Annotated in this window: 21 protein-coding genes and 1 pseudogene; 8 read left to right on the top strand and 14 right to left on the bottom strand. The window is 57.1% G+C overall.

The genetic code is table 11. The features are described 5' to 3' along the window. Positions 1 to 44: 44 nt before the first annotated feature. The 3 genes from U8U01_RS00710 to U8U01_RS00700 form a co-directional block, all read right to left on the bottom strand. Positions 45 to 1,631: a methyl-accepting chemotaxis protein gene (locus U8U01_RS00710; RefSeq protein ID WP_322168895.1), complete on the bottom strand. Its 1,587-nt coding sequence runs from the start codon at positions 1,629 to 1,631 to the stop codon at positions 45 to 47. Positions 1,632 to 1,681: 50 nt separating this feature from the next. Then, entirely contained in the window at positions 1,682 to 2,914 is a 1,233-nt protein-coding gene (locus tag U8U01_RS00705; RefSeq protein WP_322168892.1) for an extracellular solute-binding protein, read from the bottom strand. Between the two features lie 251 nt (positions 2,915 to 3,165). After that, complete coding sequence (locus U8U01_RS00700) at positions 3,166 to 5,124, bottom strand: GTP-binding protein (protein ID WP_322168890.1); 1,959 nt, start codon at positions 5,122 to 5,124, stop codon at positions 3,166 to 3,168. A gap of 340 nt (positions 5,125 to 5,464) precedes the next feature. Here U8U01_RS00700 and U8U01_RS00695 point away from each other — a divergent pair, with 340 nt between their 5' ends. The 5 genes from U8U01_RS00695 (at position 5,465) to trxA (ending at position 9,796) form a co-directional block, all read left to right on the top strand. Next, complete coding sequence (locus U8U01_RS00695) at positions 5,465 to 6,346, top strand: transporter substrate-binding domain-containing protein (protein ID WP_322168888.1); 882 nt, start codon at positions 5,465 to 5,467, stop codon at positions 6,344 to 6,346. 93 nt (positions 6,347 to 6,439) lie between these two features. Then, the gene (locus tag U8U01_RS00690) at positions 6,440 to 7,129 is read left to right on the top strand and encodes an amino acid ABC transporter permease (protein WP_322168886.1); all 690 of its coding nucleotides are present in this window, start codon (positions 6,440 to 6,442) and stop codon (positions 7,127 to 7,129) included. Position 7,130: 1 nt separating this feature from the next. Further along, positions 7,131 to 7,853, top strand: a complete 723-nt coding sequence (locus U8U01_RS00685; protein ID WP_322169227.1) for an amino acid ABC transporter ATP-binding protein — start codon at positions 7,131 to 7,133, stop codon at positions 7,851 to 7,853. Positions 7,854 to 7,884: 31 nt separating this feature from the next. Beyond that, a complete protein-coding gene (locus U8U01_RS00680) occupies positions 7,885 to 9,330 on the top strand; it encodes an amidohydrolase (protein WP_322168884.1) in 1,446 nt (481 codons plus the stop codon). 157 nt (positions 9,331 to 9,487) lie between these two features. Further along, positions 9,488 to 9,796 (top strand): thioredoxin, encoded by a 309-nt coding sequence (trxA, locus tag U8U01_RS00675; RefSeq protein ID WP_322168883.1) that lies wholly within the window; start codon positions 9,488 to 9,490, stop codon positions 9,794 to 9,796. On the opposite strand, the gene U8U01_RS00670 is transcribed toward trxA, so the two are convergent. After that, positions 9,767 to 10,459 (bottom strand): Crp/Fnr family transcriptional regulator, encoded by a 693-nt coding sequence (locus U8U01_RS00670; RefSeq protein WP_322168880.1) that lies wholly within the window; start codon positions 10,457 to 10,459, stop codon positions 9,767 to 9,769. The two genes, trxA and U8U01_RS00670, sit on opposite strands and share 30 nt — an antisense overlap. A gap of 36 nt (positions 10,460 to 10,495) precedes the next feature. Here U8U01_RS00670 and U8U01_RS00665 point away from each other — a divergent pair, with 36 nt between their 5' ends. Beyond that, entirely contained in the window at positions 10,496 to 12,166 is a 1,671-nt protein-coding gene (locus tag U8U01_RS00665) for an FAD-dependent oxidoreductase (RefSeq protein WP_322168876.1), read from the top strand. A gap of 184 nt (positions 12,167 to 12,350) precedes the next feature. Here the strand turns inward: U8U01_RS00665 and U8U01_RS00660 are convergent, their stop codons facing one another. Next, a complete protein-coding gene (locus U8U01_RS00660; RefSeq protein ID WP_322168874.1) occupies positions 12,351 to 13,358 on the bottom strand; it encodes a hypothetical protein in 1,008 nt (335 codons plus the stop codon). A gap of 337 nt (positions 13,359 to 13,695) precedes the next feature. Here U8U01_RS00660 and U8U01_RS00655 point away from each other — a divergent pair, with 337 nt between their 5' ends. Beyond that, complete coding sequence (locus tag U8U01_RS00655) at positions 13,696 to 15,723, top strand: methyl-accepting chemotaxis protein (RefSeq protein ID WP_322168871.1); 2,028 nt, start codon at positions 13,696 to 13,698, stop codon at positions 15,721 to 15,723. A gap of 98 nt (positions 15,724 to 15,821) precedes the next feature. On the opposite strand, the gene U8U01_RS00650 is transcribed toward U8U01_RS00655, so the two are convergent. The 5 genes from U8U01_RS00650 to U8U01_RS00630 all read right to left on the bottom strand — a co-directional run bounded on the left by U8U01_RS00650 (position 15,822) and on the right by U8U01_RS00630 (position 20,489). After that, positions 15,822 to 16,955, bottom strand: coding sequence for an aldo/keto reductase (locus U8U01_RS00650; protein ID WP_322168869.1), 1,134 nt, complete (start codon positions 16,953 to 16,955; stop codon positions 15,822 to 15,824). Between the two features lie 210 nt (positions 16,956 to 17,165). Next, positions 17,166 to 17,429 carry a hypothetical protein gene (locus U8U01_RS00645; RefSeq protein ID WP_322168866.1) on the bottom strand — a complete coding sequence of 88 codons (264 nt, stop codon included), beginning with the start codon at positions 17,427 to 17,429 and terminating at the stop codon, positions 17,166 to 17,168. A 143-nt stretch (positions 17,430 to 17,572) separates the two neighbouring features. Further along, a complete protein-coding gene (locus tag U8U01_RS00640) occupies positions 17,573 to 18,583 on the bottom strand; it encodes a hypothetical protein (RefSeq protein WP_322168863.1) in 1,011 nt (336 codons plus the stop codon). Positions 18,584 to 18,655: 72 nt separating this feature from the next. After that, positions 18,656 to 19,765, bottom strand: a complete 1,110-nt coding sequence (locus U8U01_RS00635; protein ID WP_322168860.1) for a stalk domain-containing protein — start codon at positions 19,763 to 19,765, stop codon at positions 18,656 to 18,658. A 286-nt stretch (positions 19,766 to 20,051) separates the two neighbouring features. Then, positions 20,052 to 20,489 (bottom strand): DUF3879 family protein, encoded by a 438-nt coding sequence (locus U8U01_RS00630; protein ID WP_322168857.1) that lies wholly within the window; start codon positions 20,487 to 20,489, stop codon positions 20,052 to 20,054. A gap of 342 nt (positions 20,490 to 20,831) precedes the next feature. On the opposite strand from U8U01_RS00630, the gene U8U01_RS00625 reads away from it, so the two are divergent. Then, entirely contained in the window at positions 20,832 to 22,067 is a 1,236-nt protein-coding gene (locus U8U01_RS00625; RefSeq protein WP_322168853.1) for a Gfo/Idh/MocA family protein, read from the top strand. Between the two features lie 120 nt (positions 22,068 to 22,187). On the opposite strand, the gene U8U01_RS00620 is transcribed toward U8U01_RS00625, so the two are convergent. The 4 genes and pseudogenes from U8U01_RS00620 to U8U01_RS00605 all read right to left on the bottom strand — a co-directional run bounded on the left by U8U01_RS00620 (position 22,188) and on the right by U8U01_RS00605 (position 24,275). Then, complete coding sequence (locus tag U8U01_RS00620) at positions 22,188 to 22,322, bottom strand: hypothetical protein (RefSeq protein WP_322168850.1); 135 nt, start codon at positions 22,320 to 22,322, stop codon at positions 22,188 to 22,190. Positions 22,323 to 22,343: 21 nt separating this feature from the next. Then, a complete protein-coding gene (locus U8U01_RS00615) occupies positions 22,344 to 22,733 on the bottom strand; it encodes a TSUP family transporter (protein ID WP_367575579.1) in 390 nt (129 codons plus the stop codon). 10 nt (positions 22,734 to 22,743) lie between these two features. Continuing rightward, positions 22,744 to 23,136 (bottom strand): annotated as a pseudogene (locus U8U01_RS00610) (TSUP family transporter); the annotation flags it as partial. An 11-nt stretch (positions 23,137 to 23,147) separates the two neighbouring features. Beyond that, positions 23,148 to 24,275, bottom strand: coding sequence for an anaerobic sulfatase maturase (locus U8U01_RS00605; protein WP_322168844.1), 1,128 nt, complete (start codon positions 24,273 to 24,275; stop codon positions 23,148 to 23,150). Between the last annotated feature and the right edge of the window lie 281 nt (positions 24,276 to 24,556).

Genomic DNA, 24,556 nt, shown 5'->3' with positions numbered 1-24,556 from the left:
AGTTTCCTCAAGGGCCTTTCTCTATTCAGCCACTATGCATAGCCTTACAAATTTGCCAAAGACTCCATCTGCTTTTGCAGTTCGCCTACAATTTCCTGATTGGTCGACATCCCTTCCGTAATCCCGGCCATGTCCTCCACCAAGTCCTGGGTGCGGCCTGCCGCGCCGTTTACGCCTTCTACCGCGCCGCCAATGGCATCGGAAATATTTGAGATAGAGCCCGCCACCTCGTCCATAGAGGCCCGCAGGCGCTCCACCCGGCTGTTGAATGCCTCAATGCTGCTCTCCACATAAATGGCGTCGTCACGGTACTGCTTGCCAGACGCTGCCGAGCGCTGGAACTGTTCCAACACGGCATGGCCCAAATATTCCACCAACTCCTGGGCGCTGCCGGACAGATAGTCCACCGCCCCAGTCACTACGCCGCTGACCCGCTGGATGTGCCCGGCCGTTTCTGCGCAGGAATCTGCCAGGCTGCGTATCTCCCGGGCTACCACGGCAAAACCCTTGCCGGCCTCCCCGGCTCGGGCCGCTTCAATGGCCGCGTTGACTGCAATCAGGTCTGTAGAGGAGGAAATGGACAGAATGTCCTTTGTCAAGCTGCTGATCTCCTCCACGCTCTTGCTTTTCTCAATAGCCGTGCCCAACTGGGATATGATCTCCTCGGTCCGCGCACGAACAGACTCCATATTCTTCCGGGCGGTTTCTTCTATCTCCTCGGCCCGCCCCCGCATCTCTACCGAATAGGCGGTAATCGCGGCACATTCCTCCGCCATATCCTGGGCGTCCGCCCGGGTTCCGGCGGCGCTGCCGCTGATGGCCGCCGCACTGCCGGAAACTTCCTCCAGCGCGGCGGAAAGCTGGGATGTCAGGCTGGAAAGGGCCTGCACACTGCCGCTGGAACTATGGATACGGCTATGCACCTGCCCCACCACGCCGCCCAAGCGCTGGGAACTGTCCTGCAACGTGCCCATGGCCTGGCGGATGGGGGCAACTACATATTTTCTTACAATACGGAAAGCCGCCGCCACCAGGATGACCCCCGCCGCTAAGGTACAGGCGCTGATGATCAGCGAAGTCAGGTATACGATGAATAACCTGTCTCGGGCCGTGCCCGCTTGGGCGCTGGCCGAGGCGTACAGCGTATCGATCCGCCCTTCTGCCGAACTGCCGTAAGAGGCCACGTCCCCATTGGCCATTGCGTAGGCCTCCTGGGTTTTGCTGTCTGCACTGGCACACACCAGCCTGACCAGGCTATGCTTAAAAGCGGCGTAATCTTCTAAAAGCGCCTGATACGTCCCCAACTCTTCCTCCGGAACGAAACTTTCATAAGCGGCCAACTGCTCATCCAGCGCCGCCTCCTCTTCTTTGATTTCCTGTACCAGCCGGATCATGGTGCTGTGATCCGCCGCAACGATATGGGACAGGGCCAGCCGGTGTATGCCCATCATCGACCGCCGGATCTCCTCCAGCTTGGTTTCGCTTGCCATATAAGTGTCAACGATGGTACCCGCGTTGGCGTTAACGTTATTGACGCCGAATACGGCCAGTATGTTGGAAAGTAGCGACACCAGGCCCAGTAGGACAATGGGCAGGATCAAGCGCTGCTGCAGGGTCAGCTTGCCTTTCATGGAATCCCCTCCGAGAAATAATTTGCATCTACGCTACCGCGCAAAACGCCCTACCGGGCCGTTACCCCCTCTACCAACCTATCCAACTGCTCCTGTAACGGGACGCCGTTGGGGTTACCCAGGGCCATATTCCCGGCAAACTCGGAAACCGGATCCCAGAATTTCCCGCCTACCCGTTGCAGTTGCGAAAACTCAGATTGGGCCAGCAGGGCCGCAATAGCCGGGGAACCCTGCACCTCGGAAGAATTCGCCGCGCGTATGTTGGAGGGCCCCTGCCCCCGCACCGCAAAACGGCGGGCCTGCCCGTTCTCGTTGGTAATCCACTCGGCCAACCGCGCCGCCCATTCTTTTTCAGACGAATAGGCGTTGACGCCAATCAGTTTGCACCCGGAGAAAGACGCCATTTGGATTTGCTGCCCGGCACAGTCAAAGGTGGGCAGCTTGGCCGCCCCGGCGTTTTCGCCCCAGGCCTCTTCCACCGCCACCGCGTTCCACACACCGCTGACCCCTGCTGCCACCGAGCCATCCTGTACCCCGGCCAAAAATTCCGTATCCGGCCGGTTGGCAAATCCTGGGCTGGCAGCAATGTCCAGCATGGCCTGGGCCACGTCTACCCCGCTGATGGGCCCCTCGGTACTGTTCCAGGTGCAGGTGTTGGTGATGCCGTCATCGTTTAGCTGCACCTCCATGCCGGTGTTGCCGAAAAAGGCGTACACGTACCAGGCGGAGGACCAATCCATCGTTACTACCTGCCCAGCTTTAGCCGCCGTTTCTACCAGGCGGTTAAAACTCTGCACATCCTCTTCTGTAAAGTAAGCTTTATTATAATATAAGAAATAGCCGTTATCCGCTGTGAGGGGATAGGCATAAAGTTGGCCGTCCACACTGGCTGCTTCCACAGCGGCAGACAAGTTGGCGCTACTGACGCTTGCCGCGTCCGCTGGTGGCTCCAGGGCACCGGCTGCCGCCAACGCCGCCAACTGGTCATCCGCAAAAGCGAACACGTCCGGCCCCTCTTCCAATTCCGCCAGCAGGGCGTCCTTACAGCCTGATTCGCTTTGGGCCTGGTAGGTGATTTCAAAATCCGCCTGCCCCGCATACTGCTTTTGGAATGAAACAAAAAGCTCAGCCAACAATTCCTCATCTTCCTGAGCCCCCCAAACTGTCAGGGCTACTGTCCGGGATGTAGGCCCGTCCTCCTGTGGTAAGGGTTCCTGGCTTGTACAAGCCGTCAGCAAAAGCAGTAAACCCGATACCAGCAAAACGAAACTCTTTCGAACCATAAAGTATCATGCCTTTCCGTAACCTTTGAACGCGGCGCCCGGCAGTGCCCACAGGGAGGGGCGCTCCCTGTCTATTATCCGTATGCGCAAGGCGCAACTGGATATATTATACCATATTGTAGTTTTCCTGGCAACCCTTTTGGTGCTATGAAACCGCAAGGGCCCAGTATAACAGCAAGCGCGTTCGGACAAGCCAGCCCGGACGCGCTATTTGTTACCGAATATGGTAGAACGGGACGTCGGGAAACCATCTATTCCCCTGCCATTGCCGAACGGGCAGCCAATATAAATGGTGCGCGATCCAAAGGGTCCGGGCCGATGCGTTCCCGGCTGGCGCCCAGGCCAGGGGGGCAGTCCTGATAGTGGGAGAAACGGGCGCTGTAAGTACCGGCCCCAGATGTAGCCGAGGCAAAATCCACCGGCAGTTCCATGGCCTCGGCGGCGGGTACCATGGCCTCCAGCCGGAACCGCCCATCCTCTAAGGCAGCAGGCTGGAACTCTGCCCGGCGGTTAGCCAGCAGCCCCATCGCCCGGCCCAGGCAGTCCTGGGGGCCTGCCATCTCCACCTGCAACACCGGCTCCAAAAGCTGGGATCCAGCCTGCCGCAGAGCATCCATCAGCCCCAACGGTGTAGCCACAAAGAAATCCAGCGGATGGGTGTGCACGTGATGCCAGGTACCATCAACCAGGGTGACTTTCAAATCTGTTACCTGCCAGCCCCGCAGCCCTTGTTTCAGTGCCCTGGGCACGGCTGTTTCTACATGGGTCTGGTAGCGGTAGGGCAGCCGTCCGGGTGAAACCCGGCATTCGTATTGCAAACCGCTACCCCTGGGCAGCGGCTCCACCTGAAAGCGCACCTCTGCCCAACAGGGCTTGGGCCAGGTGTAAGACTCATACCCTTCCGCCGGGGCGGCGGGTGTTTCCCTGTATATTACCGAGGGCTCCCCAAACCGGGCACGCAGCCCCCAACGCCCGGCCAACAGGGCCTCCAGCACCTCGATCTGTAGCTTGCCGGTCAGCCTGGCCCATAATTCCTGTTTCTCCCGGTTCCACTCGCAACCCAAAGCCGGGTCCTCATCCTCCAGTTGGCCCAGGGCCTGGGTCAGCTTGGGCAGGTCCGCCGGATCCTCCGGCATAACACGGGAGAGCAGCAGCGGTTCTGCCAGCCGGTAGGCCCGCAGGCCCGGCAGTTCCCGTCCCACCAGGTCACCGGCCCGTACCCCCTCCAGCCCATATGCCACCGCAATGCCATTGGCACAGACGCGCTCAACGTCCACCAGTTTCCGGCCCTCCACGGCCCGCACCCGGGTGACTTTTTCTTCCCTGTGCCCCTGTTGCCCTACCGTTTCCACTGCCTGGCGGTTGTGGAGCTCCCCGGCAAACAGCCGCAGATAAGCGGCTTTGCCCAGCACAGGGTCATGATCCACCTTGTAGACCCGGGCGCAGAGTTCCTCCCCCAAGGGGGCGGGCTGGGGCAGTAAGCGGCACACCGCATCCAGCAGGTCGCCCACGCCCAAGCCATACTTGGAGGCCCCGCACACAGCCGGATAAAGTGCCCCCCGCCCTACACACGTCGATAAAGCCTCCCATAGGGCCTCCTCCGGCAGGGCACCCTCGGCCAGAAAGCGCTCTACCAGGGTTTCGTCCCCGGCAGCCAGCACCGCCCCCTCCTGCCAATCTGAAGAGCCGGGACCGATAAGCCGGGCAGCCACCTCCCTGCACCCCTCCCCCTCCGCCTGGGAAAGGGCCAGGCAGCGGGCGCCTTCCTGTTCCACCCGTGCCAAAGCCTCCTGCCAATCGCTGCCAGCCCGGTCCAGCTTGTTGAAGAAAAGGAAACAGGGCAAACCCGCCCGGCCGATGGTTTCCAGCAACATACGGGTTTGGGGCTGCACCCCTTCTACCGCCGAAACCACCAGCACGGCCCCGTCTAACACCGCCAAGCTGCGCTCTACCTCGCTGAGGAAGTCCGCATGGCCGGGGGCGTCGATCAGGTTCAGCCGGCAGCCCTTCCACAACACCGAGGCACAGGCCGTACACACGGAAATACCCCTGCGCCGCTCAATCTCCATGCCATCGGTAACAGCGGTACCCTCATCCACACTACCCGGCGCGCGAATAGCCCCTGTGAGGTAGAGTATCTGTTCCGTCAATGTGGTCTTTCCCGCGTCCGCATGGGCTACAATGCCTATATTCAAAGTTTTCCCATCCATTTCTACGCCTCCTGCCCCGGACAATGTGAACGCCGGTGTTCAAACCCAGGGCCATGATGTTTTGTACATTTTACCACAGGGGGCGGCAAAAATCCAGTGCTTTCCCATATAAATGCGCCCCCTTCCGGCAGCCTGCCAACCGGAAAAGTATGAATGCAAACAGGGGGCCTGCCGGGGTTTGAGGCGTCAACATTTCTCTGGATATCCCCAAAATACACAAAATATGTACCCATGTATATGAAAATGTAGGGATGAAAGGAAATTCATAAATATTCCTTGACAATGCATATTTATGCGTTTATAATGGGTGACAAATCAAACAGAAAGAAGTGCAGTGTGTATGAAGACGAAACGACTGATTGCCTTGACGCTGGCCCTGTGCCTGCTGCTGGCAGCCTTTACCGCCTGTGGCGGGAAAACAGACGGCGGCAACACCTTAAAGGTTGCTACCAGCCCGGACTTTGCCCCTATGGCCTTTGTGGACACCAGCAAGCAGGGCCAGGACCAGTATGTAGGCTTTGACATTATGCTGGCCAAGTATATTGCCGACGAGATGGGCAAGGAACTGGTGATTATGCCCATGAGCTTTGAGGCCTGCACCACCGCCGTCAGCACAGGCACCGCGGATATGGCCATCTCCGGTTTTTCCTGGCGGCAGGACCGGGAGGACGGGTTCAACCTCTCCGACTTCTACTATCCCGGTGATAATGAAAGCGACCAGGTAGTCATCACCCTGAAGGAGAATGAGGGCAAGTTTACCACCCCCGCAGATTTTGCCGGGGTAAAGGTAGGCGCCCAGACCGCCTCGTTGCAGGAGTCCCTCTGCCGGGAACAACTGCCCGACTGTGAGCTTGTTACCATCGGCGACTTGGGCACCGGCCTTTTGCAACTGAAGAACGGGGACTTTGAGGCAATGGCCGTAGCAAAGGGCCAGGCAGACGTCTTTATGGCCAATGACCAAGCTGTAGCCCTCTCCGGTTTCCAGTTTGAGGTGGACGAGAAGTATACCGCCAATGTTATCGTGATGAAGAAGGGGGCGGATGACCTGACTAAAGAGGTCAACGCCATCCTCAAAAAGGCGTATGATTCCAATGTATATGGCACCTGGTATGAGGAGGCCAAAACCCTTGCCATGAGCGCCACCGCCAACGAGGTGACGTATGACGAAGAGGGCAACGCCCCCGCCGAAGAGGAAGTTTCTTCTGAAGAAAGCGCTGAGTAAAGCCAGGTAAAAAGCATATCCATACATTCCTGACGGCACCTGCCCGGCATAAGGGCGGGTGCCGCGGCATGATGGGAACGGAGGGAGCAGGGAATGGATCTATCATCATTAGGGCCCAATATTGTCAAGCTTTTGCAGCAGTATTGGCAGGTATTTTTACTGGAGGGCGTGGCCAACACCCTAAAACTGACAGCCATCGCGGTACTGTTCGGCGTCATTTTGGGTACGCTGGTGGCCATGGCCAAAATGAGCCGTTTCAAGGTGGTGCGCTTTCTCATTGGCGTATACATTGAAGTGATACGCGGGACGCCAATCCTTTTACAGTTGTACATATTCTACTTTATACTGCCCCAACTGCTGCCTTTCCTGGCCCTTTCCCCCTTTATGTGGGTGGCGCTGGCGCTGTGCATCAACTCCTCGGCCTATGTGTCCGAGGTCATCCGGGCAGGTATCCAGGCCGTGGACAAGGGCCAGACGGAGGCCGCCCGGAGCCTGGGCCTTTCCGGGCGGCAGGCCATGCTGCGCATTGTGCTGCCCCAGGCCGTGCGGAACATTTTGCCCGCGCTGGGCAACGAGTTCATTATGATGCTCAAGGAAACCTCGCTGGCCTCCACCTTCTTCCTGGGGGATCTCATGACCTCCTACCTGCTGGTGGGCGGCGCCACCTACCTGCGGTTTGAGGCGCTGATCATTGTCGGCGTGATTTACCTGTGCCTGACCTTCCCGCTGAGCAAGGTCGTGGCCGCGTTTGAAAGGAGGATGGCCCGTGGAACAGCAGACTGAACTGATCAAGACCGTGGACTTGCACAAAAGCTTTGGCAAGTTGCAGGTACTAAAGGGTGTGTCGGAAACCATCCACGCCGGGGAGGCTGTGTCCATCATCGGCCCCTCTGGCGGGGGGAAAAGTACCTTCCTGCGCTGCCTGAACCTGCTGGAAACCCCTGAGCAGGGGCAGATCTTCTTCGAAGGGGTAGAGATCACCGGCAAAAAAGTGGACATTGACCGGCACCGGCAGAAGATGGGGATGGTGTTCCAGCACTTCAATGTGTTCCCCCACCTGTCGGTGAAAAAGAACATCACCCTTGCCCCCACTCTCGTAAAGGGCATGGGCCAACAGGAAGCAGACAGGAAAGCGATGGAACTGCTGGAACGGGTGGGCCTACAGGACAAGGCGGACGTGATGCCCGGCAAGCTTTCCGGCGGGCAAAAGCAGCGGCTGGCCATTGTGCGGGCCCTGGCCATGGAGCCGGACGTAATGCTGTTTGACGAACCCACCAGCGCCCTGGACCCGGAAATGGTGGGCGAGGTGCTGGAGGTCATCAAGGGCCTGGTAGAGGGCGGCATGACCAGCGTGATCGTCACCCACGAGATGGGCTTTGCCCGGGAAGTTTCTGACCGGGTGCTGTTTATGGCTGAGGGGGATATTTTGGAGTCCGGGCCCCCGGAGGCGCTTTTCAGCCAGCCGGAAAATCCCAGGCTGCAAGACTTTTTGGCAAAAGTGCTATAATAATAGAATATGTGCTATCAGGAGGTACACGATGACAAAAGCTGACCTGTATCATCTGCTGGAAGACAAGCAGCAAGTGTTTTTTGACGCCGCAGACGCCATCTGGGACGACCCGGAGTTGTCCCTTTCGGAGCACCATGCCACTGCCCGGTACGAAACCCTGCTGAAGGAACTGGGGTTCACCGTGGAACACGCGGTAGCCGGCATAGAAACCGCTTTCTCTGGCACCTTTGGGGAGGGCCACCCGGTAATTGGGATTTTGGGCGAGTATGACGCTCTGGCAGGGCTTAGCCAACAGGCCGGGGCCCTGGAGCCCTGCCCCGTTACCGAGGGCGGGTACGGCCACGGTTGTGGCCACCACCTGCTGGGGGTAGGCAGCCTGGCGGCGGCCTGGGCTATAAAGGAGTACCTGGCTGCCAGCGGCACAAGCGGCACGGTCATCTACTACGGCTGCCCCGGAGAAGAAGGTGGCGCCGGCAAAGCCTTTATGGCCCGGGAGGGCCTGTTCTATGCCTTGGACGCGGCCCTCACCTGGCATCCGGGCACCACCAACGAAGTCTTTACCGGCACCAACAACACCTCCATGCAGGTAGAGTACACCTTCCACGGCATAGCGGCCCATGCCGCCGGGAACCCCCATCAGGGCCGCAGCGCCCTGGACGCGGTAGAGTTGATGAACCTGGGGGTGCAGTTCCTGCGGGAACATATCCCCGGCAGTGACTGCCTGCATTATGCCATCACCAATACCGGGGGCATCTCGCCCAACGTGGTGCAGCCTAAGGCCACGGTACTGTACATGGTGCGGTCAGACACGGTCCCCCACAACAAGGAACTGCTGGCCCGGGTGGATAACATTGCAAAAGGCGCGGCACTGATGACAGACACCCGCTTTACCCGGCGGTTTATCGACGGCACCGCTGACCTGTTGCCCAACGAGGCCCTGGAGCGGGCCCTGTATGCCAATATGGAAGAAATCCCCCTGCCGGTATACACCCAGGCCGAGCGGGACTTTGCCGCGGCCCTGGACGCTACCTGTCCCCAGGACGAAGAACTGCCGGGTATGGGCGCCAAATACGACCCGGCCCTGAAAAAACAGGCAGCAGAGCTCTCGGACAACGGCAAGGCCCCTCTAAACGACTTTTTGCTGCCCTACTTCCATAGCGACAAACAATCCCCCGGTTCTACCGACGTGGGGGATGTAAGCTGGCAGACCCCCACCGCCCAGATCAGTACGGTGACTTGGCCTGCCCACGCCCCGGGCCATAGTTGGCAGAATGTCAGCGGCGGCAAATCCGGCATTGCCCACAAAGGGATGCTTTACGCGGCCAAAGTGCTGGCAGGTACGGCCGTTGACCTGTTTACACAGCCCAACTTATTAGAGAAAGCGAAAGCTGAATTTAAGGCAGCCTCTGTAAAGGGCTACACCTGCCCCATTGAACCCGACGCGGTGCCCGTGCCGGTAGAGGAGATGCTATAGCCCCTTCCCCTATATCCAAGTAACAGAACCTCCCCCAAGCTGCCCGCTTTTGGGGGAGGTTCTCTCTTGGTAGGCGAAAATTGTGACCATGTCACAGAAACGAAAGCAAAAAACGGGTATACTAAAGCCATCAACAAAAGGAAGGCAGGTAAAAAATATGTCTGTGCTCAGTGTGAATAAAACCAATTTCGATACCGTAAAAAATAGTGGCAAGCCAGTTCTCCTGGACTTTTACGCCGACTGGTGCGGGCCATGCCGGATGGTTTCCCCTTTGGTGGATGAGGTTGCCGAGGAAAACCCCCAATACCTTGTTGGTAAAGTCAACGTGGACCAGGAGCCGGAACTGGCCCAGGCCTTCGGGGTGGCAAGCATCCCCACCCTGGTGGTCATGAAGGACGGCCGGCCCATACAGCAGTCTGTAGGCGCTATGCCAAAGTCACAGATCCTGGCCCTGCTGGAGGGCTAACCGGCGCAGGCGCTTTTTGTCCAAGATCTTTATGCCTTTGCGGGAAACCTCTACGATCCCCTCGTTGGCAAAGTATTTCAGCATCCGCGATACCACCTCCCTAGCAGAGCCCATATACCGGGCGATCTGCTCGTGGGTCAGGGCCACTATGTCAGCATCGTTCCGGGCCGACTCATCCGCAAGGAAGATAGCCAGCCGCTTGTCCATGCTCATAAAGAGGATCTGCTGCATGACCCACATCACATCTGAAAACCGGCTGACCGCTGTTTCCAGGGCGAAGATTCTGATCTGCGGGTGCCGGGCGGAAACTTCGGCAAAGGCCGGGCCGCTGATGACATAGCACTCGCTGTCCTCCTCCGCATCCACCATCACATCAAACGTAATGGCTTGCAGCACACAGGAGGCGGACAGCATACACATATCGCCTTTATGTAAGCGGTAGAGCGTAATATCCCTGCCACCCTCTGACATCATATAAAGGCGCAAGCTGCCCGAACGAACAAAAATAACCCCGGAACACTCGCTGCCATCGTGGATATGGGCGCCCTTAGGGTAGGGTTTCACCACGGAATTCTGGCAGATAAACGCCCGGTCCGATTCCGGGATCTGGTTCCAAAACGGGAATATCTCCCGGTATACAGGCTCTAACTGGCTTTGTCCCATTCCAAAATCTCCTTCCAGGAAAGAGGTATGTTGACTATGAAAACGATTGTTATTGGCGGCGTGGCCGGTGGCGCGTCGGCAGCGGCCAGGCTCCGCCGGCTGGATGAGTCCGCGGAGATCCTGGTTTTAGAGCGGGGGGGCTATGTTTCCTTTGCCAACTGCGGCCTACCCTATTATATTGGCGGCGTGATCACCGAAAAGAGCAACCTGACCTTGCAGACCCCGGAAAGCTTTAAGGCAAGGTTCAACATAGATGTCCGTGTGCACCACGAGGCTGTGCAAATTGACCCCAGCAACCAGGCTATAACGGTAAAGGACTGGCAGACAGGGGAAACCTATGTGGAAAGCTACGACAATCTGATCCTCTCCCCCGGCGCGGAACCCATCAGGCCGGGCATACCCGGCGCGGACAGTGACTTTGTGTTTACGCTGCGCAATATCCCCGACACGCTGAAAATCCGGGCGTATATCGACCAGGCCAAGCCAAAATCTGCCGTTGTTGTAGGCGGCGGCTATATTGGCGTTGAAATGGCGGAAAACCTGCGGGAGGCCGGGCTGGATGTTTCCATCGTTGAGCTTGCCAACCATCTCATCGCCCCGCTGGACTTTGACATGGCGGCCGACGTCCACCGCTACATGAAGGCAAAGGGTATCCGGCTGTACCTACAAAACGGCGTAAAGGCCATTGAGGGCCATACCGTCCTTTTGCAGCAGGGCGAACTCCACGCCGACATGGTCCTTCTCTCGGTAGGCGTGCGGCCTGACACCGGGCTGGCCCAGGCCTGCGGCATAAAGACCAACCAGCGCGGCAGCATCCTGGTGGACCGGCAGATGCGGACCAACCTCCCCCATATTTATGCGGTAGGCGACGCCGTGGCAGTGGAGGACTTTATAACTAAGGCCCCTGCCTTTATCCCACTGGCCGGGCCTGCCAACAAGCAGGGGCGCATCGCGGCGGATCAGATCGCCGGTATCCCTTCCGCGTACACCGGCACCCAAGGCTCATCCGTGCTGAAACTGTTTGATATGACCGTGGCCACCACCGGCCTAAACGAGAAAGCCGCGCAGGCTGCCGGTATCGCCTATGACAAGGCCTATATCTATTCCGGCTCCCACGCGTCCTATTACCCTGGGGCCAACAATATGTCGGTCAAGGCGCTGTGGGATAAGGAAACCCTGCAAATCATCGGGGCACAGATCGTAGGCTTTGACGGGGTCGACAAACGCATGGATGTGCTGGCCACCGCCATCCGCTTTGGCGGCAAGATTACCGACCTGACCGAACTGGAACTCTGCTATGCGCCCCCCTTCGGCAGTGCGAAGGATTCTGTAAATATGCTGGGGTTTGTGGCGGAAAACATTGTTACGGGGAAAGTCAAGCAGTATTTCTGGCACGATATAGAAACCCTGCCCCGGGACGGCAGCGTGACGCTCCTTGACGTAAGAACCCCGGCCGAAGTCAGCCGCGGCAAAATAGATGGCTTTATGAACATCCCGCTGGATACCTTGCGGGCACGCATGGGCGAGATACCCGCGGGCAAGCCGGTCTATGTACACTGCCACAGCGGGCTGCGTAGCTACATTGCCTGCCGCATCCTTGCCGGCCACGGCTATGACTGCTTTAACCTGGCAGGCGGCTGGCGGCTTTATGAGTCCGTGATCAACGAAAGGACTGTGCCCGAATATGTCTGCACCGAATGTAAATAGGGTACCTGCGCTGCCATTACACGGGTAAATATGCAACTGTCCAGGGCTTAGGCCCTGGACAGTTTTGTGCGAAAGCCTATTTGCCTCCATGGCAGGGGGCCTCCCCTCCCTCGTTTTCTATCTGGGCGCAGAACAGGTAAACATTGCTGTTCTTTGCAAAACCTTCGGGAAATACCTCTGCGGTTCAATACTTTTCCGGGTAAGGGATGGGGACATTTTGCCCCAAAATGATATTCCGGGTCACATCGTACATAGCGTCCGAGTCAAAGCCCTCCCGCCGGTGCATGGCCTCTTCATCCCCCGAAAACACCGCACAGGCAAACTGGGGCAGATACGGCTGGCCAGGCTGCCGGTTATCTTCCGGCACAAAATCCACATAGTCAAAGCCTTCCGGCGCCGGTGTATCCGCAACCATAAACCGGCCATACAGCCTGTGGCAGGGCTCCACATCCGCACCCCGCGCTTTGTGGTGGATAAGCACAGTGTCATGGTGAAAGCCACAACGGTAAGGGGCCAGGGCGTCCAGGGTGCCCAATAGCGCTGCCAACCCCTGGGGGTCTTGCGAGAAGTCCTTCTCTACCCCAATAAAGCGCATGGCGGGCAGTTTCCTGTAGGCAAAGGACTCCAGTTTAAACCCGCTTTGTTGCCGCTCAACCAGGCCGGGCATGAAAAGCGTCCACTGGATGCCGGCGTCGCAATCTTTTAAGTAATTCACATACCCAATAATGTCTACCGTATCTGTACTCGTGGGGCCGGTGATGTTCCCGGCAAAAAGTGTCCGGGTTTCCGGGTCCCGTATGGCAGAAAAATCCGCAAAAACCCGTTCTACGCTTTCTTTCAGCCACTCCACCTGGGTATGGCCCTGTAGTTCCGCGTCAAAACGATCCAACGCTTCAAACACTGGGGGATTGACCACCCCGGCGGGTTCCAACTGGGTGAGCACCTCCCGGAGCAGCCGGTTCTGCCTTTGGAACCGGGCCAGGATGCCGCCCATGAGAATGTCCCGGTTGCCGGCCAGTTCCTCATCTTCCCACTGTCCAGCCTCCAACAGCCATTTGGTCAAGCTGTCAAACACGCCCGGATTTACGCCCCTGGCTTCCGCGGCCCATCGCGTGACCTGCTGGTACTTTTCCAAGTCCGTCCCGTTCCCCAGTATGTGTGGGTCGAACCAATGGAACTCAAAAGCAGGCATTTCACCACTCCCTTTTGTATATTTTGGATAAGGTTTCGTGTATTATAGCGCATTCTGGTAGAGTTGTCAAGAAATAAAGCGAACGGTACGCACATCATAGTATAGCCCGCCCAAAATTTTCTGGACAGTGCACAAGTTTTATGCCATACTATATTATGACTTAAGATAAACGGATAGCCCAAAGGTACCAGGTGGTTTTTCACACATTTCCAGTTTCCCAGTGCGCCCCTACCGTCCGGCCGGAGGCTATGGCCTGTGATCTTAACGGTTTCCCCGGCCGGCAAACAGCTTGGGAACGGGGGAACCCTTCAAAACTATTTTCTGCGGAAGAGAGTTTATGAAGTTCCTTGCAAACAAAAAGCTTGCTACACGCATTGGCATCGTTACCACGGTGCTTGTTTTGGTTGGGATGCTTTTACTGTGGCTCACCGTTTCAACCAATGCATCCGCCACGGTACGGGCCAATATCACCAACCAGTTGACCGACGCGGTAGAATCCCGCGCCGCCATTATCAACGACTATGTAGCCTCGGCAGAGGAATACGTCAAAGCCTTTGCCCTTGGCAGCGAGGTGCAGGACCTGTTGCAGGCCCCGGACGACCCTGCCCTCTTGAAAAAGGCCCAACAGTATACAGAAGATTTTGCCTCTGTCAAGGGGGTTTTTGAAGGGCTATACATTGCCACCCCAGCCACCCACGTCCTTACCCACACTTCCCAGGGCGCCATCGGCATGACCACCCGGACCGGGGACTCCCTGGTGGAATTTCAAAACAGTATTTTGGCGAAACAAGAACTAACCAACCTGGGGATCATGAAATCCCCCGGTACCGGCAGCATGATCCTCTCCATGTATTACCCGGTTTTTGATGGGGACCGCTGCCTTGGCTATGTGGGCGCCGGGGTATATGCCAGCCACCTGATGGACGCGCTGCTGAACCTGGACATTAAGGGCCTTCCAGACAGCGAGTACGCTTTCCTTAATGCAGATTCCGGCGTATACCTGTACCACGAGGACGAGCAGCTTTTGAACACAAAGACTACGGATCCAGGCTATCTGGAGATTTTACAACGGATCGCGGCGGACGGGAATACCCAGGCAGGCACCTACTCCTACCGGGATGCGTCCGGCCGGGAGCAACTGGTGGTCTACAAATACCTAAAAGACCGGGGCTGGGTGTTTATGGTACGGGAGAGCGCTGCGGAGGTCTTTCAGGCCGTAACCGCTGTGCGGATCATTGTGGGTGTGCTGTGCGCTTTGGTGGCTGCCGCTATTATCCTGATCACCCTGCTCATCCTGCGCCGGGAAAGCCGGGAACTGATGGTGGTAGAAGGGGCCATCAGCCGCTTGGGGGACTTGAACCTTTCCGCCGGTGCAGAGTTGGAGCGCTTTTCCGGCAGGGAGGACGAGATCGGCAAAATCGCCCACACAGCCCAGCGGGTATGCGGATGCCTGCAAGAAACCATTGACGACGTGGGCCGGGTGTTGGGTGAAATGGCCGAGGGCCGCCTCACGGTGGATGTAAGGGTAAACGAGGGCCTCTATATCGGGGATTTCCGGGTCCTTTGGGAGAGCCTGCAGGCCATCCATACCAACCTGTCCCGGGTGATCCGGGATATTTCCCAGGTGGCGCACCAGGTAGATACCAGCGCAGACCAGGTTTCTACCGGCGCACAAGTGCTGAGCCAGGGCACCGCCGAGCAGGCCGCCTCGATTGACGGGCTGGTGGAAAATGTCAGCGGTATCACCACGCAAATACATACCAGCACGGCGCGTTGCGGCAGCGCCGGCGAGTTGGTGTCCAAAGCCACCGGGTATGCGGAGGAAGCGGACGTTAAGATGGCACAGCTTATGGAGGCCACCAAAAACATCGACCAGTCCTCCTCACGGATCGTCAGCATTACCAAGACGATGGAGGACATTGCGTTCCAGACCAATATCCTGGCGCTGAACGCCTCTGTAGAGGCCGCCCGGGCCGGCACAGCCGGAAAGGGGTTCTCTGTTGTGGCCGAAGAGGTACGGAACCTGGCGTCTAAGTCGGCCGAGGCCGCCCAAAACACCAACAGCCTGGTCACCCGTTCCATCCAGGATGTGAAAACCGGGACAGAGTCCACAGATATGGCCGTTTCCGCCATGCAGGTCATCCACAGTTGTGTCCAGTCCATCCAGGAACTGATGGATGAGATCGCCGCTGCCAGCGTACAGCAGTCAGAGATGATTGCCCTGGTGGAAAGCGGGATAAAGGATATCTCCCAGGTTGTGCAGGCAAATGCGGCGGCGGCCGAAGAGAGCGCCGCTGTATCCAAGGGCCTGTCTGCCCAGGCCCGCACCCTGAACCAGTTGATCAGCCGGTTTCAGGTTGACTGACCGGCAGCCGTTTCATAAACAAGTAAAGAGGGAGCCTACGGTGTTTACCTTAGGCTCCCTCTTCATCATTGGCCGCACCCGGTAGGCCGCTCTTTTGCTTAAGCCCAGGGTTTGGGGGTAAAGTCCTTCATGGCTTCGCTAATCTTGATCTGCTGGGGGCACAGTTCCTCACAACTGCGGCAGCCGATGCAGGCGCTGGGCCGCTTGTCCTCCGGCAAGGTGCTGATCGCCATACTGGGCACAAACCCGCCCCCGGTAAACTTCCAGTCGTTGTAATGCCCAATCAGCTTGGGGATATCCAACCCTTTCGGGCAATGGCTGGTACAGTACCGGCAGGCAGTGCAGGGCAAAAGGCCGTCCATCATGCCCGCCGCCATGCGCAGCAAAGCGTCCATCTCCGGGCCTGTCAGGGGTTTTTCCTCCCCCCAGATCCCAATGTTCTCCTGCATCTGCTCCAGATTAGACATACCCGAAAGGGTGACTACTACCTCCGGCAGGCTCTGCAAAAACCGGAACGCCCAAGCTACCGGCTTTTCGTCCGGGCGCAGGGCAGCTAAAGCCTGCTCGTCCTTCTCAGCCAGCTTTGCCAGCCGCCCGCCCCGCACAGGCTCCATCACCCACACCGGGATATGGTACTCTTTCAGCAGTTCCATCTTGGCTTTGGCGTCCTGCAATGTCCAGTCCACATAGTTCAGTTGTAGCTGGCAGAACTCCATGCCCTCGTGGTAAGCCTCCAAAAACCGCCGCATGACCTCCACGCTGCCATGGGCCGAGAAACCCAAATGCTTGATTTTTCCCGCCTTTTTCTGCTCCAGCAGGTAGGAATAAATGCCGTATTCCTCCTCTTTTAAGTAGGCATCAATGTTCATCTCGTTGACGTTGTGGATAAGGTAGAAGTCAAAATACCCCACTTGCAGCTTTTCCAACTGTTTGGGGAATATCTCCTTCACCTTGGGCATATTGGCCAGGTCATAGCCTGGGAATTTGGTCGCCAGGTAGAAACTCTCCCTGGGATGTTTCTTCAGCGCCTCCCCCATCACCAGTTCCGAGTTGCCACTGTGGTAGCCCCAAGCGGTGTCAAAATAGTTGACGCCGTGGGCCAGGGCATAGTCCACCATCTCCTGGGTGGCGGCAGCGTCTATCTTGGCGTCGTCCCCTTCCACGGTAGGCAGGCGCATGGCGCCCATGCCCAGGGCAGAGAGTTTCAGCCCCTGAAAGTCCTTGTAAATCATATGCTCGCTCCTTTCCGGTGGTTGCTGTCAGATACCATTATACAACCTGGAGCCCAGTCCAGGTCAAGGGTTTTCTATATGCTTTTCCCCGCAATCCCCCCGTCCTCTCCACGCCCCCAAATGCGAAAAAAAGGGTACGGCAGGGATAAGGGCCAGAAAGCCGCCAATCCCCCACCGTACCTCTGTGATATGTGCGTAAAACCGTTCACATTATGGCAGAAAAAACGCCGAATGGGACAGGGAAAGTTCCCCGCTGGCGTCTTTGAGGAAATGGTTCTCCTCGAAAAAGACGAAAAGGCGCAGGCTGGGCCCTTCAAAATGGGGGATGGCGAAATAGAGCCGGTTCACCACCGAAGAATCGTCCTCCAATATATCCTGGTCAGCCAAAGCCAGCCGGAAAAGTTCGTCCTGCGCCAGCGGGGCGCTGCCGCCCAACCAAGTAATGTATTCGGCATAAAGCTGTTCCTGTGTCATAGCCAGGCTGCCCCCTTTTCTTTCGCGTCTACTGCCCATAAAGCCGCAGCTATCTTTTGATGCGTATGATGCGTACCGCAAATGTCCTTCCGTCCCCCGGCTGATCCCTGCAAGTGCGCCCCTCGGCAATAGCCCTCCCTTTGTCAATCCGGTTTTGCCCCTTTCCCCTTCGGCATCACCATACCAATGAAGAGGAGTACGATGGAGCGCAGCAATTCCGAGCGGTTATCCAACAGCCATTGGGCCCAACTGGGGTAGCAGGTCGCGCCGGCCATTGTCAGCCGCCCCACCCGGCCGTAGATTTTGACGGGGTACGGGTACTGGCAAAGGTTCTCCACCTCTACGCACAAGTCCCGTATCTCCGCCGTGTCCCCTTCTACCTCCACATGGCCCAGTTCGCTGAATTTGGTTTCCGCGAAATAGGTGACTTCCAGAATATCCCTTTCCGAATTGGTAAACCGGAAATGCTCCAGGGGGATATGGTCCAAGCTGGTGGCCAGGCTGACCGCCGGATCCTGGGTGCCGGCCGCCAGTGGGGCCAGATCAAACCGGATGGACTTACAGCCAATGATCCGGTAGTTCCCGGTAGGCATCTGCACCGTGGCACCAAGCATATGGAGGTCATGGCTGCTCTGCAAATAAATACCCATACCCTTTGGGAAGTTTTTCAGTTCGATCTGGTTCTGCTCCTGGCTGCCAAATTCCTTCCCCCGGCTAATTTCTATGTCATAGATAAAGTCCTCCCAGGCATTCGCACCACCCGTATCCTCCCCTGGCGCCAGCGTAAGGGTCATGCCAAACTCTCCTGAAATAGTCCCGCAGCCGTCCACAAAGGGGAACACCTCGGTACCGGACAGCCAATAAGAGGGCGCATACTCGCCAGACAAAACCGCCTGTAGCACCTCCTCCGAGGCAGCCGTACTGACTGCATAGATCACATCCGTTTCGCCGGCCCTGAATTGGATTCTCCCATTGCCATAGCTGTCAGAGGTGATGCTGTACATGGCCTCTTCCTCCGGGTGGAGGGTAAATGCCGCCCTGTCACTGGCCCCGTCAAAATAAATGGTAGATGAGTGGGGGGTCAATATCTGCGCGCCCAAAAACAAGGTCATGGTCAGCAACAGCGCTATAAACAGGCCCTGATACCCTTTCACCCATCCCTTTATGCGCCTCAGCGTATATAGCGTATATCTTACATATTTTGTTGTCATTGCCCCTGTTTTCTCTTATATACCACGATAGCATATAACGATGCTCCTGCTTTTACCGACCCAATTCACTTCACAGTTCAGCAGTTCCAAATGCCGTACAGGCACCAGGGTGCGGTCCCGGTCAATGCGGGCAGGGGTGTCAAAACTCCTTTTCTGCCCGTTTAAGTACACCGTGCGGGAACCAATGGGTATCTCCAGCGCGTTCCCATCATATCGGATGGTGACGATCTGTTTTCTCCCGTTCCAGCCCACCATCCCGCCCATCTGCCGTACCAAAGCAGCTATCGGTACCATGGTGCGGTCATTCATCAGCCGGGGAACCACGCCCAGGTCGTCCCAGTAGATCGGCCCCAAGCGCGTTAGGCCCTTCCCCTGCATGGCCGACTGCTTGTCCTCAGCAGCGTACATATAGGGGTCGCCAATTTTCATCACGATCACCCTGTCATTCTGATTCCCCGCATATTCCAAAGGGGGGAACCCCCGAAGATCGATCACCGCAGGGCTGGAAACCCTCTTCCCGTCAGAAACCGTATATGTGTTGATTCCCCCCGGCAGGGTTTCTGCATCAAAAAACTGGCTTTGTTCAATGTTTTCAAATACCTTGACGCCTCCCCAGGAATCTATCCGGGTCAGTGTATAGGGCCCACCATCCACAGGCCCGTCCCACGCCAGCTTGACGCCTATTAAGTAATCCTCGTCCCCCCATCTCTCGGACACCGCCTCTGTGGTCAATAAAAACAGGTCTGATTCCCCTACCACAGAAAAGGGGGTATAGATTTCGTTTGCCTCATTGTATGCCCGAAACAGATATTTGCCGGGTTGCAGGCCAATGTCGATTTGAAAAGCCATCTCCCTGGTTTCCCGGTAAAATACCAGGCCACCTGCCCCCTGCCGGGAGATTTCCACTGAAACCGTGTCGCCGCTCCAGGTATTAAAATAGCCCGACAGTACCACCTGGAGGACCGTATGGTCCGTACTGTACACCTGCTTGTCCAAAAGGTCGCCGTACTCCATCCAGGGGGTGGGCGACGGATAAGGCTCCCCATTTGCACAGGCGGGAACCGGGCCAAAAATGCCCGTTACCACCAGCGTAAGGGCCAGTATACAGGCTGCAAAGGTTTTCATCGTGTATTTCTCCTTTCTGTTTGGGGGTTTTTGACATAGGTTCCAACTGCTTTCGGCATAGGCCGGTGTCGTCGTCCCCTACCACATATGCCATATTTTGAAACCGCCGCCACCTATATAGTCGACGTCTACAGACCAAAATTAAGCATAAACTCAAAATTTCTTTAACATTCTTGCTTGCAGTGATACCCCAAATCACCGCGATCCTCTATGCCCCGGCGAAAAAAGCAATAAAAACAGGGCCTAGGGGATCACCCCCTGGCCCTGCACCAATCTGTAAACCTGCTTATGCCGTAATATCTACGCCCTGCCGGTAGCCGGCCAAAATGCCGGTATCAAAGGGTTTCCCCCAGTCCCAGCCCGGATCCTGCTGATGGACATACTCGCCCAACCGGGCAGCCTCCTGGTGGAAGATCTCGTTGAGCGTCCAAGAGGCGCTCAGCCTGTCTTCCGGCGCCAGGGTCATGGTATAGTCCCGTATGGCGGCGCTGATGTCCTCCCCGTCGCTCATTCCATACCCATTCTGCATATGGTCAAAGGCAATCTGCTTGACCCGCTGTACCATGCCCTTATCTACCGGCACGATTTTCCGGTAGTCCCCGGCCCCTTGCAGGCTCATTCCGGGCGTACCATACGGGTTGACATGGGGCCCGGCCTGCCGCTTTTGGGCAAGTTCCCCTATCCGCTGTTGCTGCCGGCTTTGTATCATTTGTTTGACCGTCATATAGCTGCCTCCTTAGCAGGCCGTTTGGCCTATTCCCTACAAAACCTCTTTATATATTTTATCGGCTTTTTGCGGCAAAAGATAAGTGCCTGCCCAAAAAACGTCCCCTATTGCCCGCCTGCCAGCGCCATATAGGCTGCCGGACGTTATTCTCCACACCTAAAACAGGGGGTGCCAAAAGGCGGGTTATATCACGGCGCCCTAGCCCCGGAGGCAACGGCGTATTACTTTAATATATGCACACACCTCTTTCCGGTTCCCCCTTGCACTTTCCAGCCCAAAGCGGTATAATATTCCTGCTTGTTGCGCACATCTATACTTACTCAGGAGGCTGATCAGCTTATGAAAGAACTTCGGATCGGGATCATCGGCACCGGCATGATCTCCAACCGGCACATGACCATCTGGTCCCATATCCCCGGCACAAAAGTCGTGGCCGGATGCGACATTGACGAGGCCAAGGTAAAGGCCTGGGGCCAGCGCTACGATATCCCCGAAGAAAACCTATATGTGGACTTCCGGGAAATGCTGAAACGGGACGACCTGGATGCCATTGACGTGTGCGTGCACAACAACCTGCACACCCCCGTGTCGGTGGCCGTTATGAAGGCCGGCTACCCCTGCTACTGCGAAAAGCCTATGGCCGCCAGCTATGCCGACGCCAAGATCATCTACGACGCGGCCAAAGCCACCGGTCAAAAACTGGCTGTGCAACTGAGTTCTATTTACAATTTGCAGACCCGCCTGGCCAAAAAGATGATTGAAGAGGGCAAGCTGGGCAAGCTTTACCACGCCCGCAGCGTGGGCCACCGCCGGGAGGGCCGTCCGGGTTTTGATATGCCCAATTTCTCCCGTGATTTTATCTCCAAAGAGGTTGGCGTACATGGCCCCCTGTGCGACCTGGGCATCTACCACCTCTCCCAGATGCTCTACGTTATGGGGATGCCGGAGTTGGACACCGTATTTGGCGTATCCTCCGCTGACTACTACCAGGACCCCCGGCTGCTGCCGCCCGGCCTCAGCTATGATGTGGAGGATTTGAGCGTGGGCATTGCCACCTTTAAAAACGGCGTATCCCTGGACATCTACGAGGACTGGGCCATGCATATGGACGAAGTGGGCACCAGCTTTATTGCCGGCTCTTTGGGCGGCCTGAAACTGATTGATGTGGACACCACCGGCGGCGACCTGGCCGTGCCGAAAGGCGGGCGTATCTCCGGCGGCGGCAGCGCCCAAAAGCCCACCCTGGAGTTCTTCGGCTATGAGGACGGGCTTAAGACCTCTAAGGTCATCAACTGCCAGGAAAACGGCCGCAAGGAGGCCCAGGTAGACCCCAAAATGGCCCTCTATAATGACAACCAGGTCCACTGGGTGGCCTACCTGCGGGGCGACCTGGATGACAGCACCCGCATCGACTCCCCCTACATTGCCATGGAAACAGCCCTGCTCTCTGACGCTATCTTTATCTCCCAGCAGCTCCACCGCAGCGTTACCGGCGAGGAAGTCCGGGCCATGTCCCAATCTGTGGCCCTGCACCGGCAGGAAACGCCCTGGGGCGTCATTGAGTACGATTTCTAACGGTTCCCCGGCCATACAGGCCCTCACAAAAGGAAAAAAGCACGCAGAGGCCCCCTCTGTGTGCTTTTTTCTGTATGGCAAAAGGCCGTTTTGTGCGTCCTCTCTCCCCTAGAGTCTGTTTTAAAACGCCGAAACGCCGTCTATTTTGCCCCAATACGGTGCTTTCTGTGTCAAAAATCCTCGAAAGGCTGCAAGCCTTTCTGGCGGCAAGCCTTTCTTGCGGTTTTTTCCTTGAAAGCCCTCGTTTTTGGACAAAAATCCGGCATTTCTCCGGTTTTAAAACAGACTCAAGGCCATCATGGCTAGGCCATACGTCACCACATTATACACATTGATGCCGATAATGACCAGCATTAGGCACAATAAAAGGCGTTCTACAGCCCTGTTATCCATCTTTTTGCTTAGGGCGGCCCCCAGCAGCGCGCCCCCGGCGCCGCCTACGGCCATTAGCAGCAGGTGCTGCCAGGCAAACTGGGGCACGTTCTGCTGGGCTATGGCGCTGAGGAGGCTGGCTGCCTGGGAAAACAGGATGATAAAGATCGAGTTTTTGGCCGCCTCCTTGGCCTCCATAGAGAAGAACAGGAACAGCAGCGCTACATTTAGCGGCCCACCGCCAATGCCCAAAAAGGCAGACACCCCCCCCCAAAGCCAGCCCAACCAGGGCACAAACCGGCAGATTTGCTAGGTGATAGGCGGGTAATTCATCCTTTTTTAGGGTATATAGCCATACCAGCACGGTAGTTACCAGCAACAGGGAGGATTGGGCCAATCCCAACACGTTCTCATCCGCGCCAGCCTTTACCAGCTCGAACAGCCACTTGCCCAGCAACCCGCCAAGGGCCGCGCCCAAGGCCAGGGGCGTGGTGGTTCTCACCCGCAAGCGCACGCCGTTGCCCCGGCTCTTCAGCAGGGACACCACAGACATGGCCAGCACTGTGCAACCAGACAAAAAACTGATGGTGGATACCGGCAATATGTGCAAAGCATCCAAGATCGGCTTGATAATGACCCCGCCTCCATACCCGGCTACAGCACCCACGCCCGATGCGGCCAGGCATACCAAAAACATCACAAGGCCCGTCATCTTAGCCTTCCCCCTTCCTGTTGGCGAATAGAGCGTGCCAGCACTTGTAGGCGGGGCAGCGCATAGGCAAAAAACGCCTTGTAGGCCGGGCAGAAGTAATTGCTGCCTGCTGCTAAAGGCTCCCGATCCCGGCGGCAGCCGCCCCGGCAGACGGGGGCGTAGGGGCAGGTTTGGCAGCCTTGCCGGCCCGCGCTGCCCTGCTGGAGAAATCGCTTGGCGGTTTCACAGGTGGCTAACGCCCGGAAACCCTGCTCCCGGATATTGCCCAGCCGCCATTCGTCCAGGCAATAGAAGTCGCAGGGGTAGACGGAGCCGTCAGCCTCTACCACATATTGTATGACACACTGGCCACTGAGGCCACAGTGCTCTGGCGGGCAGCCCAGCAGCATACCCAGCAGGTTTTCGAAATAGCGGATGTAGATGAACTTGCCCGCAGTTACGTCCCGGTACCACAGGTCAAAGAGGGTGGTAAGGAAACTGGCGTATTTTTCAGGTGTGAGGGAGTAGGGCGATGCGCCTCGGTCCTCGTCCAGGGGGTCTAAGCATGGTATATATTGCTGATAAGGAAAGCCGGATCGTCGGTAAAAATTATATATTTTAGCTATATTTTCAGCGGTTCTGTTGGTCACAACGGTGAGCAGGTTGAACTCCACCTGATGGGCTGCCAGCTTTTGCGCCGCTTGCAGCACCCGGTTAAATGTGCCTTTCCCGCCGGGATCCAGGCGGTTTTCGTCGTGTACATCCTTGGTGCCGTCCAGGCTGAGGCCTACCAGAAAGCGGTTTTCCCGGAGGAATTGGGCCCATTCGCTGTCCAGGAGGAGGCCGTTGGTTTGGATGGCGTTGGCGATTTCCGCGTGGTGGACGTTGTACTGCTTTTGCAGTTGCACCAGGCGGCGGTAAAAGCCCAGCCCCCGTAGGGTGGGCTCTCCCCCCTGAAAGCCGAAGGAGCAGCGGGTGGTGGCGTAGGAAAGGGCGCTTTTTACTAGGGTTTCTAGGGTTTCCTCGGACATGGAACCGTAGGAGAAGGTTTCGCGGTGTAGCTGCTCGTCGTGGTAAAAGCAGTAGTTGCAACGGATATTACAGCCCCCGGAAGAGGGCTTGATCAACAGGCTGAGGGAGGGCATGGGCAGGCTCCTTTCCGGTTAGGGGACAGAAAAAGGGGGAAAAACGGGTTTTTACCCCCCGTTCCCAGGCAGTTTATGGGGCGGTTAGGATAGGATAATCCCCCGGTCTTGAGGGGTTATCAGGGCGGTCTTGGCAGGGTCTTAACAGGTTCTTTAATTTAGCTTAGTAAAGTTTTGCGCGGTATTCTCTTTTTGAGGGGGGTGCTTTTTTTGCCTCCGGCGGTTTAGGGGCGTTGCCCCTAAAAACCCCACCACTTTTGAAAAAGTGGACAAAACTTTTA

It is taken from the genome of Acutalibacter caecimuris, assembly GCF_034335085.1.
In the GTDB taxonomy this organism is placed as follows: Bacteria; Bacillota; Clostridia; order Oscillospirales; family Acutalibacteraceae; genus Acutalibacter; species Acutalibacter caecimuris.
Note: the sequence above shows the minus strand (reverse complement) of the source record. Positions and strands in the feature narration are given on the sequence as shown.

Coding starts and splice junctions, on each gene's coding strand:
- U8U01_RS00680 (WP_322168884.1), top strand. CDS start 7,885: ATGACAAAAGCTGACCTGTATCATCTGCTGGAAGACAAGCAGCAAGTG.
- U8U01_RS00630 (WP_322168857.1), bottom strand. CDS start 20,489: ATGACGGTCAAACAAATGATACAAAGCCGGCAGCAACAGCGGATAGGG.
- U8U01_RS00695 (WP_322168888.1), top strand. CDS start 5,465: ATGAAGACGAAACGACTGATTGCCTTGACGCTGGCCCTGTGCCTGCTG.
- U8U01_RS00705 (WP_322168892.1), bottom strand. CDS start 2,914: ATGGTTCGAAAGAGTTTCGTTTTGCTGGTATCGGGTTTACTGCTTTTG.
- U8U01_RS00690 (WP_322168886.1), top strand. CDS start 6,440: ATGGATCTATCATCATTAGGGCCCAATATTGTCAAGCTTTTGCAGCAG.
- U8U01_RS00655 (WP_322168871.1), top strand. CDS start 13,696: ATGAAGTTCCTTGCAAACAAAAAGCTTGCTACACGCATTGGCATCGTT.
- U8U01_RS00700 (WP_322168890.1), bottom strand. CDS start 5,124: ATGGATGGGAAAACTTTGAATATAGGCATTGTAGCCCATGCGGACGCG.
- U8U01_RS00660 (WP_322168874.1), bottom strand. CDS start 13,358: ATGCCTGCTTTTGAGTTCCATTGGTTCGACCCACACATACTGGGGAAC.
- U8U01_RS00710 (WP_322168895.1), bottom strand. CDS start 1,631: ATGAAAGGCAAGCTGACCCTGCAGCAGCGCTTGATCCTGCCCATTGTC.
- U8U01_RS00625 (WP_322168853.1), top strand. CDS start 20,832: ATGAAAGAACTTCGGATCGGGATCATCGGCACCGGCATGATCTCCAAC.
- U8U01_RS00635 (WP_322168860.1), bottom strand. CDS start 19,765: ATGAAAACCTTTGCAGCCTGTATACTGGCCCTTACGCTGGTGGTAACG.
- trxA (WP_322168883.1), top strand. CDS start 9,488: ATGTCTGTGCTCAGTGTGAATAAAACCAATTTCGATACCGTAAAAAAT.
- U8U01_RS00665 (WP_322168876.1), top strand. CDS start 10,496: ATGAAAACGATTGTTATTGGCGGCGTGGCCGGTGGCGCGTCGGCAGCG.
- U8U01_RS00670 (WP_322168880.1), bottom strand. CDS start 10,459: ATGGGACAAAGCCAGTTAGAGCCTGTATACCGGGAGATATTCCCGTTT.
- U8U01_RS00650 (WP_322168869.1), bottom strand. CDS start 16,955: ATGATTTACAAGGACTTTCAGGGGCTGAAACTCTCTGCCCTGGGCATG.
- U8U01_RS00605 (WP_322168844.1), bottom strand. CDS start 24,275: ATGCCCTCCCTCAGCCTGTTGATCAAGCCCTCTTCCGGGGGCTGTAAT.
- U8U01_RS00645 (WP_322168866.1), bottom strand. CDS start 17,429: ATGACACAGGAACAGCTTTATGCCGAATACATTACTTGGTTGGGCGGC.